Annotated in this window: 12 protein-coding genes; 9 read left to right on the forward strand and 3 right to left on the reverse strand. The window is 73.7% G+C overall.

The features are described 5' to 3' along the window. Positions 1-426: 426 nt before the first annotated feature. The 4 genes from ABZ896_RS17870 (at position 427) to ABZ896_RS17885 (ending at position 4,528) form a co-directional block, all read left to right on the forward strand. Entirely contained in the window at positions 427-1,371 is a 945-nt protein-coding gene (locus ABZ896_RS17870; protein ID WP_360929181.1) for an ATP-binding cassette domain-containing protein, read from the forward strand. After that, the gene (locus ABZ896_RS17875) at positions 1,371-2,219 is read left to right on the forward strand and encodes an ABC transporter permease (RefSeq protein ID WP_360929184.1); all 849 of its coding nucleotides are present in this window, start codon (positions 1,371-1,373) and stop codon (positions 2,217-2,219) included. Before ABZ896_RS17870 ends, ABZ896_RS17875 begins: the two co-directional genes overlap by 1 nt. A gap of 167 nt (positions 2,220-2,386) precedes the next feature. Then, entirely contained in the window at positions 2,387-3,754 is a 1,368-nt protein-coding gene (locus ABZ896_RS17880) for a histidine kinase (RefSeq protein WP_360929187.1), read from the forward strand. A 105-nt stretch (positions 3,755-3,859) separates the two neighbouring features. Beyond that, the gene (locus tag ABZ896_RS17885; RefSeq protein WP_360929190.1) at positions 3,860-4,528 is read left to right on the forward strand and encodes a response regulator transcription factor; all 669 of its coding nucleotides are present in this window, start codon (positions 3,860-3,862) and stop codon (positions 4,526-4,528) included. 56 nt (positions 4,529-4,584) lie between these two features. Here ABZ896_RS17885 and ABZ896_RS17890 read toward each other — a convergent pair whose 3' ends face one another. Continuing rightward, positions 4,585-7,074, reverse strand: a complete 2,490-nt coding sequence (locus tag ABZ896_RS17890; protein ID WP_360929193.1) for an ABC transporter permease — start codon at positions 7,072-7,074, stop codon at positions 4,585-4,587. After that, the gene (locus ABZ896_RS17895) at positions 7,068-7,820 is read right to left on the reverse strand and encodes an ABC transporter ATP-binding protein (protein WP_360929197.1); all 753 of its coding nucleotides are present in this window, start codon (positions 7,818-7,820) and stop codon (positions 7,068-7,070) included. The genes ABZ896_RS17890 and ABZ896_RS17895 overlap by 7 nt, the downstream gene beginning before the upstream one ends. Positions 7,821-7,986: 166 nt before the next feature. On the opposite strand from ABZ896_RS17895, the gene ABZ896_RS17900 reads away from it, so the two are divergent. The 5 genes from ABZ896_RS17900 (at position 7,987) to ABZ896_RS17920 (ending at position 12,982) form a co-directional block, all read left to right on the forward strand. After that, positions 7,987-9,291 (forward strand): sensor domain-containing protein, encoded by a 1,305-nt coding sequence (locus ABZ896_RS17900; RefSeq protein ID WP_360929200.1) that lies wholly within the window; start codon positions 7,987-7,989, stop codon positions 9,289-9,291. Positions 9,292-9,417: 126 nt separating this feature from the next. Next, on the forward strand, positions 9,418-10,050 hold the full coding sequence (locus ABZ896_RS17905; RefSeq protein ID WP_360929369.1) for a response regulator transcription factor: 633 nt from the start codon (positions 9,418-9,420) through the stop codon (positions 10,048-10,050). A gap of 190 nt (positions 10,051-10,240) precedes the next feature. Continuing rightward, positions 10,241-11,656 carry a DUF2252 domain-containing protein gene (locus ABZ896_RS17910; RefSeq protein ID WP_360929372.1) on the forward strand — a complete coding sequence of 472 codons (1,416 nt, stop codon included), beginning with the start codon at positions 10,241-10,243 and terminating at the stop codon, positions 11,654-11,656. 84 nt (positions 11,657-11,740) lie between these two features. Beyond that, entirely contained in the window at positions 11,741-12,595 is an 855-nt protein-coding gene (locus ABZ896_RS17915) for a J domain-containing protein (protein WP_360929203.1), read from the forward strand. Between the two features lie 57 nt (positions 12,596-12,652). Next, on the forward strand, positions 12,653-12,982 hold the full coding sequence (locus ABZ896_RS17920; protein WP_360929375.1) for a rhodanese-like domain-containing protein: 330 nt from the start codon (positions 12,653-12,655) through the stop codon (positions 12,980-12,982). 16 nt (positions 12,983-12,998) lie between these two features. Here the strand turns inward: ABZ896_RS17920 and ABZ896_RS17925 are convergent, their stop codons facing one another. Then, positions 12,999-14,144, reverse strand: coding sequence for an acyl-CoA dehydrogenase family protein (locus ABZ896_RS17925; protein ID WP_360929205.1), 1,146 nt, complete (start codon positions 14,142-14,144; stop codon positions 12,999-13,001). Positions 14,145-14,197 lie beyond the last annotated feature (53 nt).

Here is a 14,197-nt window from a genome sequence, read left to right on the forward strand (position 1 = left end):
GGAAGACACCGCCGGGGCCCGTTTCTTGTTGTGGGTCCGACCGGCCCCGGACAGGGACGCGACAGGGTCCCGGCGGTGAGGTATCTCACGGCCGGGACCCTGCGCTCTCGCGCGGGAGGGCCGGGCGGTCAGAGGGTCGCTCGGAGGTGGCTGACCGTCACGAAGTGGTAGCCGCGGGCGGAGAGGGTGCGCAGGATCTCGGGGACCGCGGCGACCGACGTCGGGTGGATGTCGTGCATCAGGACGATGTCGTTGCGCTTCGCCTGGGCGATGACCGTCCGGGCGACCCTGGCGGCGTCGCGGTCTTCTCCGAGCCGGTGGTACCCGGGTACCAGTCGGCGGCCGAGGATTCTCCCGTGGGCCCAGGGTTCTGGAGCGGCTCGCTCCTAGCTTCGGAGGAAGACCCGAGGCAGGAAGGCCCCTCCCATGATCGAAGCGCGTGAGCTGACCAAGCGCTACGGCGACAAGACCGTCGTCGACCGGCTGAGCTTCACCGTCAAGCCCGGTGAGGTCACCGGGTTCCTCGGCCCCAACGGCGCCGGCAAGTCCACGACCATGCGGATGATCGTCGGCCTGGACTCCCCCACCCGCGGCTCGGTCACGGTCAACGGGACGTCGTACGCCCGGCACACCGCGCCCCTGCACGAGATCGGCACCCTGCTGGAGGCCAAGTCTGTCCACCCCGGGCGCAGCGCCTTCCACCACCTGATGGCGCTCGCCCACACCCACGGCATCCCGCGCCGCCGGGTGGACGAGGTCATCGAGCTGGCCGGGCTGACCAGCGTGGCCGGCAAGCGGGTCGGTGCGTTCTCGCTCGGCATGGGACAGCGGCTGGGCATCGCCTCCGCGCTGCTCGGCGACCCGGCGATCGTGATGCTCGACGAACCGGTCAACGGCCTCGACCCGGAGGGCGTGCTGTGGGTGCGCAACCTGCTGCGCGCGCTCGCCGACGAGGGCCGCGCGGTGATGCTCTCCTCGCACCTGATGAGCGAGACCGCGCTGATCGCCGACCACCTGGTGATCATCGGGCGGGGCCGGCTGCTCGCCGACACCACGGTCGAGGACTTCACCCGGGAGGCCAGCGGCGGGGGTGTGCGGGTCGCCAGCGGCGAGGCCGTACGGCTGCGGTCGCTGCTGGCCGGACCCGACGTCACGATCAGCTCCTCCTCGGCCGAGGAACTCCTGGTCTCCGGGCGGGACGCCCGCGAGATCGGGGCGATCGCCGCGCACAACGGCATCGCCCTGTACGAACTCACCCCGCAGGCCGTCTCGTTGGAGGCCGCCTTCATGGACCTGACCCGCGATGTCGTCGAGTACCAGAGCCACGGCGTCGGGACCGACGGCGTCGAGACCGAGCGAGAGGCTGCCTGATGAGTGTCACCGAACTCTCCCCCGGAGCGGCCGGAGCTGCTGGGACGGCTCGAACGGCGTACAAGGTCACCGGGCCGCGGGTGCTGCGCTCGGAGTGGGGCAAGTTCTGGTCGTTGCGCTCCAGTTGGATCACCCTGGGTGTCGCCGTGTTCCTGCTGGTCCTCTTCGGGGCGATCGCCAGCTACACGTACAGCCCCGACACCGTCGCGGGCGGCGGGCCGCCGGGGGCGTCGAGCGGCGACAGCGACGCGGTGAGCCTGGCGCTGACCGGGGTGACCTTCGCGTCGCTGGCCATCGGGGTGCTCGGGGTGCTGCTGTCCGCGGGGGAGTACAGCACCGGCATGATCCGCTCCACGCTGACCGCCGTACCGCGCCGGCTGCCCGTGCTGTGGGCCAAGGCCGCGGTGATCGGGCCCGTCGCGCTCGTGCTCGCCACGGTCGGTGCGGTGGCCGCGTTCCTGCTGGGCGCGCCGGGGCTGGACGGGGAGCGGATCTCGCTCTCCCTGGGCGACGACGGGGTGCTGCGCGCTCTCGCCGGTGCTGGGGTCTACCTCGCTCTGGTGGCCGTGTTCGGCGTGGCCCTCGGCGTGCTGATCCGCTCCTCCGCCGGGGCCATCGCGGCCCTGGTCGGCATCCTGCTGATCCTGCCCGGACTGGCCTCACTGCTGCCCGACTCGCTCTACGACTCCCTCAGCCCCTACTTCCCCAGCAACGCGGGGTCGGCGATCTACGCCCTCCACGAGTCCTCCGACGCGCTCTCACCGGGAGCCGGGCTGGCGGTCTTCGCGGGCTGGGTGGGGCTGGCCCTCGCGGGGGCGGCCGTGCGGTTGGTCAGGTCGGACGTCTGAGCGCGGGGCGGAGAGCTGCGTGGGCGTCTCGGGGGGGGCGGGTGGTCGTGCCAGCGGCGCTGTACGGCGGATCGGTGGGGAGGGCGTTCGGGCAGGGCGTTCGGGTGGGGCTTTCGGGCAGGACGTTCGGGTGGGGCGTTCGGGTGGGTGTGAGGACAATGGTCGGTATGAGCGCGGAACGCGCGGCCGTCGCCGCGGACACCGCCCGCGGGGCGGCGCTCCCGTCGCCTCCCGGGTTCGACGGCGACTGGGCGCATCCCGTCCTCGGGCGGATGTGGCGCGGGCAGCAGGACCGGCAGCGGATGGACCGGCTGCATCCGTGGGTGCTCGACACCGCGGTGGTGCTGTTCATCGTGTGCGCCGGACTGCCCGACGTGCTCCGGGGCGGCAGCACCACGCCGTTCGGCGACACCGGCTCCCGGTCCGACCTGCCGCCCGCCGTGCTGCTCGCTCTCACCGTCGCCCTCGCCGTGCCCCTGTGGTGGCGGCGCCGGGCACCGGTCGTGACGTTCTTCGTGATCGCGGTGATCTCCACGGCCCAGTGGGCGCTGGGCGTCTGGCTGCCCGCGGGCATCAGTGCCCTCCTCGCCCTGTACACCCTGGCCCGGCAGGGGCCGTTGCGCGTGCTGGGCTGGGCGGTCGCGGCGGCCGCCGCCAACGTGGTGCTGGCCGTCTCCCTGCTGGCTCACGGCGAGCAGCACCCCCTGCTCGGCGCCTTCTTCATGCTGGGCACGGTGACCGCGGCCACCGCCGTCGGCCTGACGTTCCGGATCCGCGAGATGTACCTGGCGGCGCTGGAGGACCGGGCCCGGCGGCTGGAGATCGAGCAGGAGCAGCGCCTCAGGCTGACCGCCGCCGCCGAACGCTCCCGGGTCGCGCGCGAGATGCACGACATCGTCGGCCACAACCTCTCCGTCATGGTCAGCGTCGCCGACGGCGCCGCGACCCTCGCCGCCGGGCGCGACGAACGGTCCGCCGAGGCCCTGCGCATCCTCGGCGACACCGGCCGCCAGGCGATGAGCGAACTGCGCCGGGTGCTGGGCGTGCTGCGCGAGGAGCGCTACGAGGAGCGCGGGCAGGAGGGCGAGCGGCTGCTCGGCCCGCAGCCCGGCGTGCGGGAACTGGACCCCTTGCTGGCCCGGGTCCGCGCGGCCGGCGTGCCGGTGACCTACCGGACCGTGGGCGACCTGGACGCCCTGGGCGACGGGGTGCAGCTCACCGTGTACCGGATCGTCCAGGAGGCGCTGACCAACACCCTCAAGCACGCCGGGTCCGGGACGTCCGCGGAGGTCGCGCTCACCGCCGAGGGCGGCGAGGTACGGATCCGGGTCACCGACACGGGGCCGGGGCCGGGAGCGCCGGGTGAGGCTTCGCGGACGGGGCCGGGAGAGTCGTACGACGGGCATGGGCTGGTCGGTATCCGGCAGCGGGCCGCCATGTACGGCGGGACCGTCGTCATCGGGCCGCGCGACACCGGCCACGGGTGGCTCGTGGACGTCGTGCTCGACGTGCCGCCGGGGGACGGACTGCCGTGACGCCTGCCCCTGGGGGATCGCCTGCCGCTGAGGGACCGCCTGCTGTGAGACGCCTGCTGCTGAGGGAACGCCTGCCTTGAGACGTACGACCGGGAGACCGCTGCGATGACCACCGTTCTCGTCGCCGACGACCAGCCCCTCCAGCGGATGGGCGTCCGCATGCTGCTGGAGGGCACGCCGGGGCTGACGCCGGTCGGTGAGGCCGAGCACGGCGGCGAGGCCGTGCGCATGGCCGCCGAACTCCGGCCCGACGTCGTCCTCATGGACGTCCGCATGCCGGGCATGGACGGCATCGAGGCCACCCGCCGCATCGTCGCCGCCGGTGGCCGCACCCGGGTACTCATCGTGACCACCTTCGACCTCGACGAGTACGCGTACGACGGGCTGCGGGCCGGAGCCAGCGGCTTCCTGCTCAAGGACGCCCGGCCCGAGGAACTCGTCGCCGGCATCCGCGCGGTCGCGACCGGGGACGCCGTCGTCGCCCCGCGTCTGACCCGGCGGCTGCTGGACGCCTACGCCCACCAGGTCCTGGCCCCGGCCGGGGCGCCGGTGGCCGAGGACCCCCGGCTGCGGACGCTCAGCGACCGTGAGCGGGAGGTGCTGGTGGCCGTCGCGCAGGGCTGGACCAACACGGAGATCGCCGAACGGCTCGTCCTCAGCGAGTCCACGGTCAAGAAGCACGTCGGCCGGGTCCTCGCCAAGATCGGGGCACGGGACCGGATCCAGGCGGTGATCACGGCGTACGACGCGGGGCTGGTGCGGGCCAAGTCGTAGCCGCGGCGTGGTGGTGCGGGCAGAGGCATGGCGGTGCCCGTGGGTTCGGCGGAGGGCTACGGCTTCGCGTGCCGCAGGGTCAGGCCCGCCGGGATCACGGCGGACACCACCGCCAGGGTCGCGCAGGCGGCCACGACCGTTCCCAGTGCGGCCCATGGCAGTTCCACACCGCTGTCCACGCCCAGCAGGCCGAGCGCGCAGCGCATCCCGGCCAGGTTGAGCCCGGCGACCAGGAGGCCGAGGACACCGCCGACCGCGACGACCAGCAGGGCCTCGGCGGCGGTCAGACGCAGCACCAGCCACGGGGTGGCGCCGACCGACCGCAGCACGGCCAGGTCGCGGACCCGGTCGGAGGCCGCCATGACCATCGTGTTGGCCACGGAGATCCCGGTGTACAGCAGGGCGATGCCGAGGACCAGCAGGAAGCCGAGGCGGGTGGTCCCGTCGGTTCCGGGGGAACTCGCCCGCACCCACTGCTCCTTGGTGAACACCTGCCCGCCCGTCCCGCGCACCGCCTCCCGCAGCGCGGCGCCCACTGCGGCCGGGTCCGCGCTCCCGGCGAGGGCCACGTCCACGCGGTCGACGTGCGCGCCGCGGGCGTTGGCCGGGGTCACGTAGACGCCGTTGTCACCGGTCCCGGTCGCCATGACGGCGGCGATCCGCAGCGTCCTCCTCGTTCCGTCGCCGAGCCACACGTCCACGGTCTGCCCGACGGTGTGCCGCTCCCACTCCTCGTTGACGATGATCGAGTCGTCGTCGAGACCGGACACCTTCCCGGCGGTCAGCGGCAGGAGAGCGGTCGCGGCGAGCGGGCCCGCCTCGACCGCGCGGGCCTCGGACCGGATGAGGGCCACCCCCTCCTCCAGGACGTACACCGCGCTCGACGCGCTCGCCGACGCCTCGGCGCCGTCGACGGCCGCGAGCCTCTTCACCGTCGCCGTGTCGAAGCCCGCGTCCCCGGCCGGGGTGACCACGAACGCGGCGGCGGTCCGTTCCCGGATCTCGGTGACCCCGGCTTCGTTCAGCGTGGCCGTGGCGCCGAGCAGCGACCCCGCGAGGGCCACGGTGACCAGGACGGGTGCCGCGACGGATGCCGTACGACGGACTCCGGCGGCCGCGTTCTCCCGCACCAGCATCCCGACCGCGCCCGGGAGCCGCGCCGCCGGCCAGGCGACCAGCCGGGTCAGCGGGCGTACCAGGGCCGGGGCGAGCAGCGCCACCGCGGTGATCAGCAGCATCGGACGGCTGACGTACGTCTTGCGGTGCAGCAGGTCACCCGGGTCGGTCAGCAGGGCCAGGCCCAGCGTCGCCGCGGCGGTCAGCAGCAGGGCCGTCCCGCACAGCCACCGGCCCCAGGTCATCGCGTGTGTGTCCACGGAACCCTCGCGCAGCGCCTGTGTGGGCCCGGTGCGCCCGGCCCGCCAGGAGGCGGCGATCACCCCGAGCAGCGCGACGAGCAGACCCGTCCAGAAGGCCACGTGGTACGGCCAGGTGGCGTCACCGATGGTGAACCAAGCAGGTGCGAGACCCTCGTCCACGACCCGTGCGGCGAGCTTCGGGGCGCCGTACCCGCCGAGCGCACAGCCGGTCGCCGAGGCGAGCACACCGACCAGCAGCGCCTCCGCGACCACCGTCCGCCGGATCTGCCCCGGGGTGGCCCCCGCGGTACGCAGCAGGCCGAACTCCCGGCGTCGTTGGGCCACCGCGAAGGCGAAGGTGGACGCCACCACGAACACCGACACGAAGGCAGTGACCCCGCCGGCCATGCCGAACAGGGCGTTCATCGCGGTGAGTGCCTCGCGGTCACGGTCCGGGTCGGGGTCGGCGAGGCGGCGGTCGGTGCCGGTGAGGACCTGGCCGGTGTCGCCCACCACGTCTCTGACCGCCGCCGGGTCCGCCTCCACCACCAACTGGGTGCTCACCGGCGCCAGTTCGGCGGCCCGGGCGTCGGTGTAGAAGACGGGGTTCTCGAAGCCGCGCGAGGCCACCGTGCCGACGACCGTCACGGTGCCGTGGGCAGTGCGCAGGGTCTGGCCGGGGTGCGCCCAGGTGCCGGTGACGACTTCGCTCCCGGTGCGGGGAGTGCGGCCCGCCGTGATCTCGTACGGCGCGAAGGCGGCTGTGGACCAGGGGTGGCCGACGAGGTCGTGCGGGCCGTTCTCGACCGGGACCGGGAAGGAACGGTCCGGGGTGACGGTGCCGAGCTGTCGGAGGTGTGCGATGACCGGTTCGGGGACGGGGTGGGGGTGGGCCAGGGGGCGTGTTTCACGTGAAACATGGGCTGATGGCGTGCGGTCTGACGCACGGTCCGAGGCGCGGCTTGTTTCACGTGAAACATGGCCGGTTGTCAGTGTCAGGGTGTTCTGTCCCTGCACGACCACCGGCGCCGCGGCGAACCGCTCCGGGCGCCTTTCGGGTGCGTCCGTGGAGGAGGCGAGGGCCAGGCCCATCACGGTGAGGAGCGAGACGCCGAGCGAGAGGGCGATGAAACTGCCGGTGAAGGTGGTCCAGCGGGTACGGAGGGCGTGGAGGGCGACGGTCAGCACGGGCTCGCCTCCAGCGTGGTCAGGTGGGTGGCGATGGCGTCCACGCTCGCGCCGGTCAGGTCGCCGTTGACGCGGCCGTCGACGAGGAAGACCACGCGGTCGGCGTAGGAGGCGGCCACCGGGTCGTGGGTGACCATGAGGACGGTCAGGCCCTCGCGGTCGACCAGGGAGCGCAACAGGGTCAGTACCTCGCGCCCGGTCTGTGAGTCCAGGGCGCCGGTCGGCTCGTCGGCGAAGAGGACCTCGGGGCGGGTGATCAGGGCACGGGCCAGGGCGACGCGCTGCTGCTGGCCGCCGGACAGCTCGGTCGGCCGGTGCCGGGCGCGCTCACCGAGGCCGACCTGCCGCAGCGCCTCACGTACCCGGGCTCTCGGGACGCGGCGCCCTGCCAGCCGTAGCGGAAGGGCGACGTTCTGCTCGGCGGTCAGGGACGGCAGCAGGTTGAACGCCTGGAAGACGAAGCCGATGCGCTCGCGTCTGAGCCGGGTCAGCCTGGTCTCGCTGAGGCCGGTCAGCTCGGTGCCGCCCAGGGTGACCGAGCCGGAGGTGGGCCGGTCCAGGCCCGCGGCGCACTGGAGCAGGGTCGACTTGCCGGAGCCGGAGGGGCCCATGACGGCGGTGAAGCCGCCGCGGGGGAAGGCGAGGGAGACGGCGTCGAGGGCGGTCACGGTGGTGTCGTCGGCGGCGGGGCGTTTCGGGCCGTACGTCTTGGTGAGGGCGTGCAGGCTGATGGCGTCGGTGTTCATGGCTCCCCCATGGGGCTGGCTGGACCTGGTCTGCCTCCACAGAACCGTTCGAGGGTGCTCCGGCGCAGTCACGCGAGGGCGAGAGTCGGGGTAGGGCCCGCCCTACCCCTCGTCCTCCTTCCGGCCCCATCGCCTCCGCCGCGGCCGTCCTTCTACCGTGATCCGCATGCATCCTCCGAACGTGTGGCAGGCCATGTCCCGCCCCGGCTTTCTGCTGTCGGCGTGGCCCTGGCGGTCGCTCGGCTATCTGCTGACCGGTGTGGTGGCGGGCGCGGTCACGCTGGTCGGGACCGTGACGCTGGCCGCGGTCGGCGGGGCGCTCGCCGTCGTGCTCGTCGGGCTGCCGCTGCTCCTCCTGCTCGTGCTCTCCGGCATCGCCGTCGCGCGCCTGGAGCGGCTCAGGCTGCGACTGATGGACCCGGAACCGGCCCCCGACCCGCACCGGGCGCCCGCCGCGACCGGGTTGTGGGCCTGGCTGACCACCCGGCTGAAGGAGCAGGCGACCTGGCGTGAACTCGGGTACGCCCTGCTCTTCGCGGGGCTGCTCTGGCCGGTCGACGCGCTCGTGGTCACCGGTGCGCTGCTGTTCCCGGCCGCCATGGTCGCCACCCCGCTGCTCATGGCCACGGTCGGGGACGGCGAGGAGGCGAAGGTCCTCAAGCAGTGGACGGTCGCCGGCTGGCCGACGGCGTTCGGGGTGGCCGTACTGGGGCTGCTGCTCCTGGTGACGGGCCTGTACGCGGTCGGAGTCGCGGCCGGTGCCCGGGCCGGTCTGACGCGTCTTCTGATCACCTCCCGCGACCGTGAGGTGGACGCCCGGGTGGTCGAACTGAGCCGCTCGCGGCTGCGGTTGGTGGACGCCTTCGAGGCGGAGCGCCGGCGCATCGAACGCGACCTGCACGACGGCGCCCAGCAGCGGCTGGTCGCGCTCACGATGACGCTGGGCCTGGCCCGGCTAGACGCCCCGCCCGGGCCGCTCGCCGACCAGCTCGCCAAGGCGCACGACGAGGCGGGCCGGGCGCTCGCGGAACTGCGGGAGCTGATCCACGGCATCCACCCCAAGGTGCTCACGGACTACGGCCTGACGGAGGCCGTCGCCGACGCGGCCGACCGGTCCGCGGTGCCGGTCGACGTCGACCTGTCGGTGCCGGGGCGGCTGGACCAGGCGGTGGAGGCGGCCGCGTACTTCGTGGTCTGCGAGGCGCTTGCCAACATCGCCAGACACAGCGGTGCGGGGCGGGCGGAGGTGCGTGGCGCCCACGCGCGCGGGCGGCTGCTGCTGGAGATACGGGACGACGGCCACGGCGGCGCCGACGCGACGGCGGGCACGGGTCTGACGGGACTGGCGGACCGGGTGTCGGTCCTCGATGGCACACTCACCCTGTCCAGCCCGGCGGGCGGGCCGACCTTGCTGCGGGTGGAGATCCCTTGCGAGGTGCGGGAGTTGAGCGGGGCACGGCGGGTGGGGTAGGGGCCCGGCGGGTGTGATGGTGGCGCCCCCAGGGTCTGCCGGGCGGGATGTGTTCGGGCCGCCAGATGAGAGGGAGGCGGGGGCGTGGTGGGGTTGCTCGGTGGTGAGGGGCGGTCGCTTCGGGTCGTGCTGGCCGAGGACAGCGTGCTGCTGCGGGAGGGGCTCATCGGGCTGCTCGGGCGGTGCGGGCACGAGGTCGTCGCGGCCGTCGGGGACGCCGGCGCGCTGGTCGCCGCCGTCGAGGAGCACGCTCCGGACATCGTCGTCACCGACGTCCGGATGCCGCCCGACTTCCAGGACGAGGGCCTGCACGCGGCGGTCCGGCTGCGCGAGACACGGCCCGCGCTGCCGGTGCTGGTCCTGAGCCAGTACGTGCAGCGGACGTACGCCGCCGACCTCCTCGACTCCGGCGACGGCACCGGAGTCGGCTATCTGCTCAAGGACCGGGTCGGCCAGGTCGAGGAGTTCGTCGACGCGCTGTGCGAGGTCGCCGCCGGGGGCACGGTCGTGGACCCCGAGGTCGTACGGCAGTTGCTGCGCCGTCGCCGCGATCCGCTGGAGCGGCTCACCCCGCGCGAGCGGGAGGTGCTCGCGCTGATCGCGGAGGGCAGGTCCAACGCGGCCATCGCCCGCGAACTCGTCGTCTCCGAGGCGGCGGTCGGCAAGCACATCGGCGGCATCCTCACGAAGCTGGACCTGCCGCCCGCGGAGGAGACGCACCGGAGGGTGCTGGCGGTGCTGGCGTATCTGCGGGGCTGAGGTGCCTCTGCCGGGTTGTCGTGCCGCCGTGGATGTCAGCCGGTCGTACCCACCGGTTATCCACAATCCCGGAGTTGTCCACAGGGTCTGACGCGTTTCGGCCACTGGCTGTACGGTCGGCACAAGTTGATGTTCGTGAGTGGCGGGGGAGGCGGTCGCGGTGACCGAGACCGGTGTCGGGGCACAGACCGTGGAGCAGGCAGAGCCCACCGGCGGGACGACGCGGCGGCTGCCCCTCGTGCGCGGTCTCGGCCGCTGGCCCGTGGAGGGCTCGCCCAAGCAGGAGGGCAAGGCGCTGCGCGCGAGCGTGCCGCGCGCCGGCCATGCCGCACTCGACCTCGACATCGACCGCCCCGACGCGGTCGGCGCGGTGGAGGAGTCGAGCCGCGGCCGTATCCCCGAGCTCACGCCGATACGGGTGGGCCGGATGGCGGCCACCCCGTTCGCCTTCCTGCGCGGTTCGGCCGGCCTCATGGCGTACGACCTGGCCCGCACCCCCATGACGGGCATCCGGGCCCAGATCTGCGGCGACGCCCACGCGGCCAACTTCGGCCTCTACGGCGACGCCCGCGGCGACCTGGTCATCGACCTCAACGACTTCGACGAGACGGTCTTCGGCCCCTGGGAGTGGGACCTCAAGCGGCTCGCCGCCTCCCTGGTGCTCGCCGGCCGCGAGACCGGCGCCGACGAGGACGTCTGCCGCGCGGCGGCGCACGGCGCGGTGGGCGCGTACCGGCGCACCATGCGGCTACTGGCCAAGCTCCCGGTGCTGGACGCGTGGAACGCCATCGCGGACGAGGAGCTGGTCTCCCACACCGACGCCCATGACCTGGTCGGCACGCTGGAGCGGGTCTCGGAGAAGGCGCGGGCCAACACCAGCGGGCGGTTCGCGGCGAAGTCGACGGAAGCGACCGAGGACGGCGGCCGCCGCTTCGTGGACGCCCCGCCGGTGCTGCGCCGGGTTCCCGACGCGGAGGCCGTGGCGGTGGCCGCGTCCCTGGAGCACTACCTCAGCACGCTCTCCGAGGACCGTCTGCCGCTGCTGGCCCGGCACGCGGTGCACGACGTGGCGTTCCGGGTGGTCGGCACGGGCAGCGTGGGCACCCGCTCCTACGTCGTCCTGCTCCTCGACCACCGCGGCGAGCCGCTGGTCCTCCAGGTCAAGGAGGCCCGTCCCTCGGCCCTGCTGCCGCATCTGGCGACCGCCGGTTTCGAGGTGCCAGAGGTGGATCACGAGGGCCGCCGGGTCGTCCTGGGCCAGAAGCGGATGCAGGTCGTCAGCGACAACCTGCTGGGCTGGACGACCGTGGAGGGGCGCCCCTTCCAGGTCCGGCAGTTCCGCAACAGGAAGGGCAGCGTGGATCCCGCCGCGCTCTCCGCCGACCAGATAGACGACTACGGCCGCATGACCGGCGCCCTGCTGGCCCGCGCCCACTCCCACAGCGCCGACCCGCGCCTGGTCTCCGGCTACTGCGGCAAGAACGAGGAGCTCGACGAGGCCGTCGCCGATTTCGCCGTCACCTACGCGGACCGCACCGAGGCGGACCACGCCCACCTGGTCGCAGCGATCCGCGCGGGCCGCATCGCGGCGGAGACGGGGGTGTGAGACGGCAGGAGCAGGGGGCAGGGCCAAGGTGCCGGGCCGGGTGTGAGGCGTCGGCCTGTCCTGGGCGTGGCCTACGCTGTTCGGATGACTACCCCGGAAGCTGAGCGGCACGGTGGTGGCGCCGGTGCGGAGCAGGCGGCTGCCGAGGGCGAGGGTGCGGCCCGGCCCGAGGAGCGGCTGGAGCGAGCCGTGCGCGCCGCCGAGCAGGCGCTCATCGAGTACGAGATCGCGGTGGAGACCTTCCGCATCGAGGTGGAGAACTTCTCCCGCCTCCACCACCAGAAGCTCGGCCCGATGTACACCCGCCTCGACGAGCTGGACGCCGAGATCGCCGAGGCCCGTGCCGCCCGCACCGGTGACCCCGAGGACCGGCGCCGGGCCGACGAGGCGCGGGCCCGGGTGATGCCGATGCCGGGCGTCGAGGAGCTGTTCCACGGCTGGATGGACGGCGACGGGATCTTCCCCGAGGCCGCCGCGATGCTCACCGAGGAGCAGGTGCGGCCCCCGCAGCGGGTGCGCCCCAGCGACGAGGCCCGCAAGCTCTACCGCGAGCTGGCCCGCAAGGCCCACCCCGACCTCGCCCAGGACGAGACGGAGCGGGCCCGGCGCGAGGAGTTCATCACCCGGGTCAACGCCGCCTACGGCCGCGGCGACGAGCCGCTGCTGCGGGAGCTGGCCGAGGAGTGGGCCGCTGGCCCCAAGCCCCCGGAGCAGGGCCCCACCCCCAGCGAGGAGCTGTACGCCCGTCTCGAATGGCTGGCCCAGCGCAAGGAACTGCTCACCCTGGTCGCCAAGAACCTGGAGGAGAGCGCGATCGGCTCGATGCTGCGGATGGCGCCGGACGACCCGGACCGCCTCCTGGAGGAGATCGCGGAGAAGCTCCTGGCGGACGTCGCCGAGCGCGAGCGGCAGCTGGCGGAACTGCTCGCACAGGAGTGAGCGGTCGCCGCCCGGCTCGCGTCGGGTAGCGTCGGGCACATGTCTTTCGCAGCCGGTGTGCCCACGGTCCAGGTCACGGACCTCAAGGACGACGACTTCCTGCTGGACGTCCGCGAGGACGACGAGTGGCGGGCGGGTCACGCAGCAGGGGCACTGCACATCCCCATCAGTGAGTTCGTGGCCCGCTACGGCGAGCTGACCGAGGCCGCCCCGCAGGACGGCCGCGTCCACGTCATCTGCCGCTCCGGCGGCCGCTCGGCGCAGGTCACCATGTACCTCGCCCAGCAGGGCGTCGACGCCGTGAACGTCGACGGCGGTATGCAGCTGTGGGCCGAGGTCGGCCGCCCGGTCGTGACCGACGACGGACAGCCCGGCTTCGTCCTCTGACCGCCGGCGGGCCCGCTCAGGCCAGAGCGTGGGCCGCCAGCAGGTCCCCGAGCGCCTCCTCGTGGGCCGCGGCCGGGCCGAGCGACAGCTCCAGGTGCTTGGCCCAGGCGTGGTACCGGTGCAGGGGGTAGTCGACGTCGGCGCCGAACCCGCCGTGCAGATGCTGTGCCGTCTGCACGGTCCGCCGTACGCCCTCCGCCGCCCAGATCTTCGCCACGGCCACGTCCCCGGCGACCGGCAGCGTGCCCCGGGCCCCCGAGGTGAGGCGCCACGCGGCCTGCCAGAGGGTGACCTCCATCGCGCGCAGGTCGATGTAGCGGTCGGCGGCCTGCACGGCGACCGCCTGGAAGCTGGCGAGCGGGTGGCCGAACTGCTCCCGCCTGCTGGTGTACTCGCCGGTCATTCGCAGTACCCGCTCGCCCAGGCCGAGCGCCAGCGCGCACGTCCCCGTGGTCAGCAGGTCCCGCAGCCCCTCCCACGCGCCCTCGGCGTCGATCACATACCGCGCGGCGACCGCGGCGGACTCCAGCCGCAGCTCACCGAGCCGCTCCCCGCTGGTCGAGAACTGCTCGCCGAGCACCACCCCGTCCTGGTCGCGGGCCACGACCGCGAGGACGGCCCGGTCCGCGGCGGTGTGCGCGGGGACGACGACGAAGTCGGCGTCGTACGCCCACGGCACCGCCGTCTGCACCCCGTCCAGGATCCAGCTGGCGTCCTCCTCGTCGCTCTCGCGGCGTGCGGTGACGGCGAGTTCGGCCGGATCGTGTCCCGTGCGGCCGCTCGCGGCGACGGTCAGCACGACCTCCCCGCGCCCGGCCCGCTCCAGCAGCTCGGCCTTCAACTCCGCACCGCCGTGCGCCTGTACGGCGGCCGCGGCCGCGGTGTTCTCCAGCAACGGCACCCGTGCGAGGACCTTCGCGGACTCGCGCAGCACCAGGCAGAGCGCGATGGCGTCGAGCCCCGCCCCGCCGTACTCGGCGTCCAGCAGCAGACTCAGCAGATCGGCGTCGGCCAGCCGGCCCCACAGCGCGCGGTCGAACTCCTCGGCGACGGCACCCGTGGTCAGCGCCGGACTCGGCACGGCGTCCGGCGCGACCCCGGCGAACACCCCCCGCGCCGCCTCGGCCGCCGCCTGCTGCTCCTCGCTGAAGGTGAAGTCCACGGTCCCGGTCCCTCCGACGGCACACCGATCTGACGGTCCGTCAAGATAGAACA

Source organism: Streptomyces sp. NPDC047072 (assembly GCF_040643855.1).
GTDB lineage: Bacteria > Actinomycetota > Actinomycetes > Streptomycetales > Streptomycetaceae > Streptomyces.

Bases quoted from the DNA above. Each gene is read 5' to 3' on its own strand.
- ABZ896_RS17880 (WP_360929187.1), top strand. From the start codon at position 2,387: ATGAGCGCGGAACGCGCGGCCGTCGCCGCGGACACCGCCCGCGGGGCG.
- ABZ896_RS17915 (WP_360929203.1), top strand. From the start codon at position 11,741: ATGACTACCCCGGAAGCTGAGCGGCACGGTGGTGGCGCCGGTGCGGAG.
- ABZ896_RS17870 (WP_360929181.1), top strand. From the start codon at position 427: ATGATCGAAGCGCGTGAGCTGACCAAGCGCTACGGCGACAAGACCGTC.
- ABZ896_RS17895 (WP_360929197.1), bottom strand. From the start codon at position 7,820: ATGAACACCGACGCCATCAGCCTGCACGCCCTCACCAAGACGTACGGC.
- ABZ896_RS17885 (WP_360929190.1), top strand. From the start codon at position 3,860: ATGACCACCGTTCTCGTCGCCGACGACCAGCCCCTCCAGCGGATGGGC.
- ABZ896_RS17900 (WP_360929200.1), top strand. From the start codon at position 7,987: ATGCATCCTCCGAACGTGTGGCAGGCCATGTCCCGCCCCGGCTTTCTG.
- ABZ896_RS17875 (WP_360929184.1), top strand. From the start codon at position 1,371: ATGAGTGTCACCGAACTCTCCCCCGGAGCGGCCGGAGCTGCTGGGACG.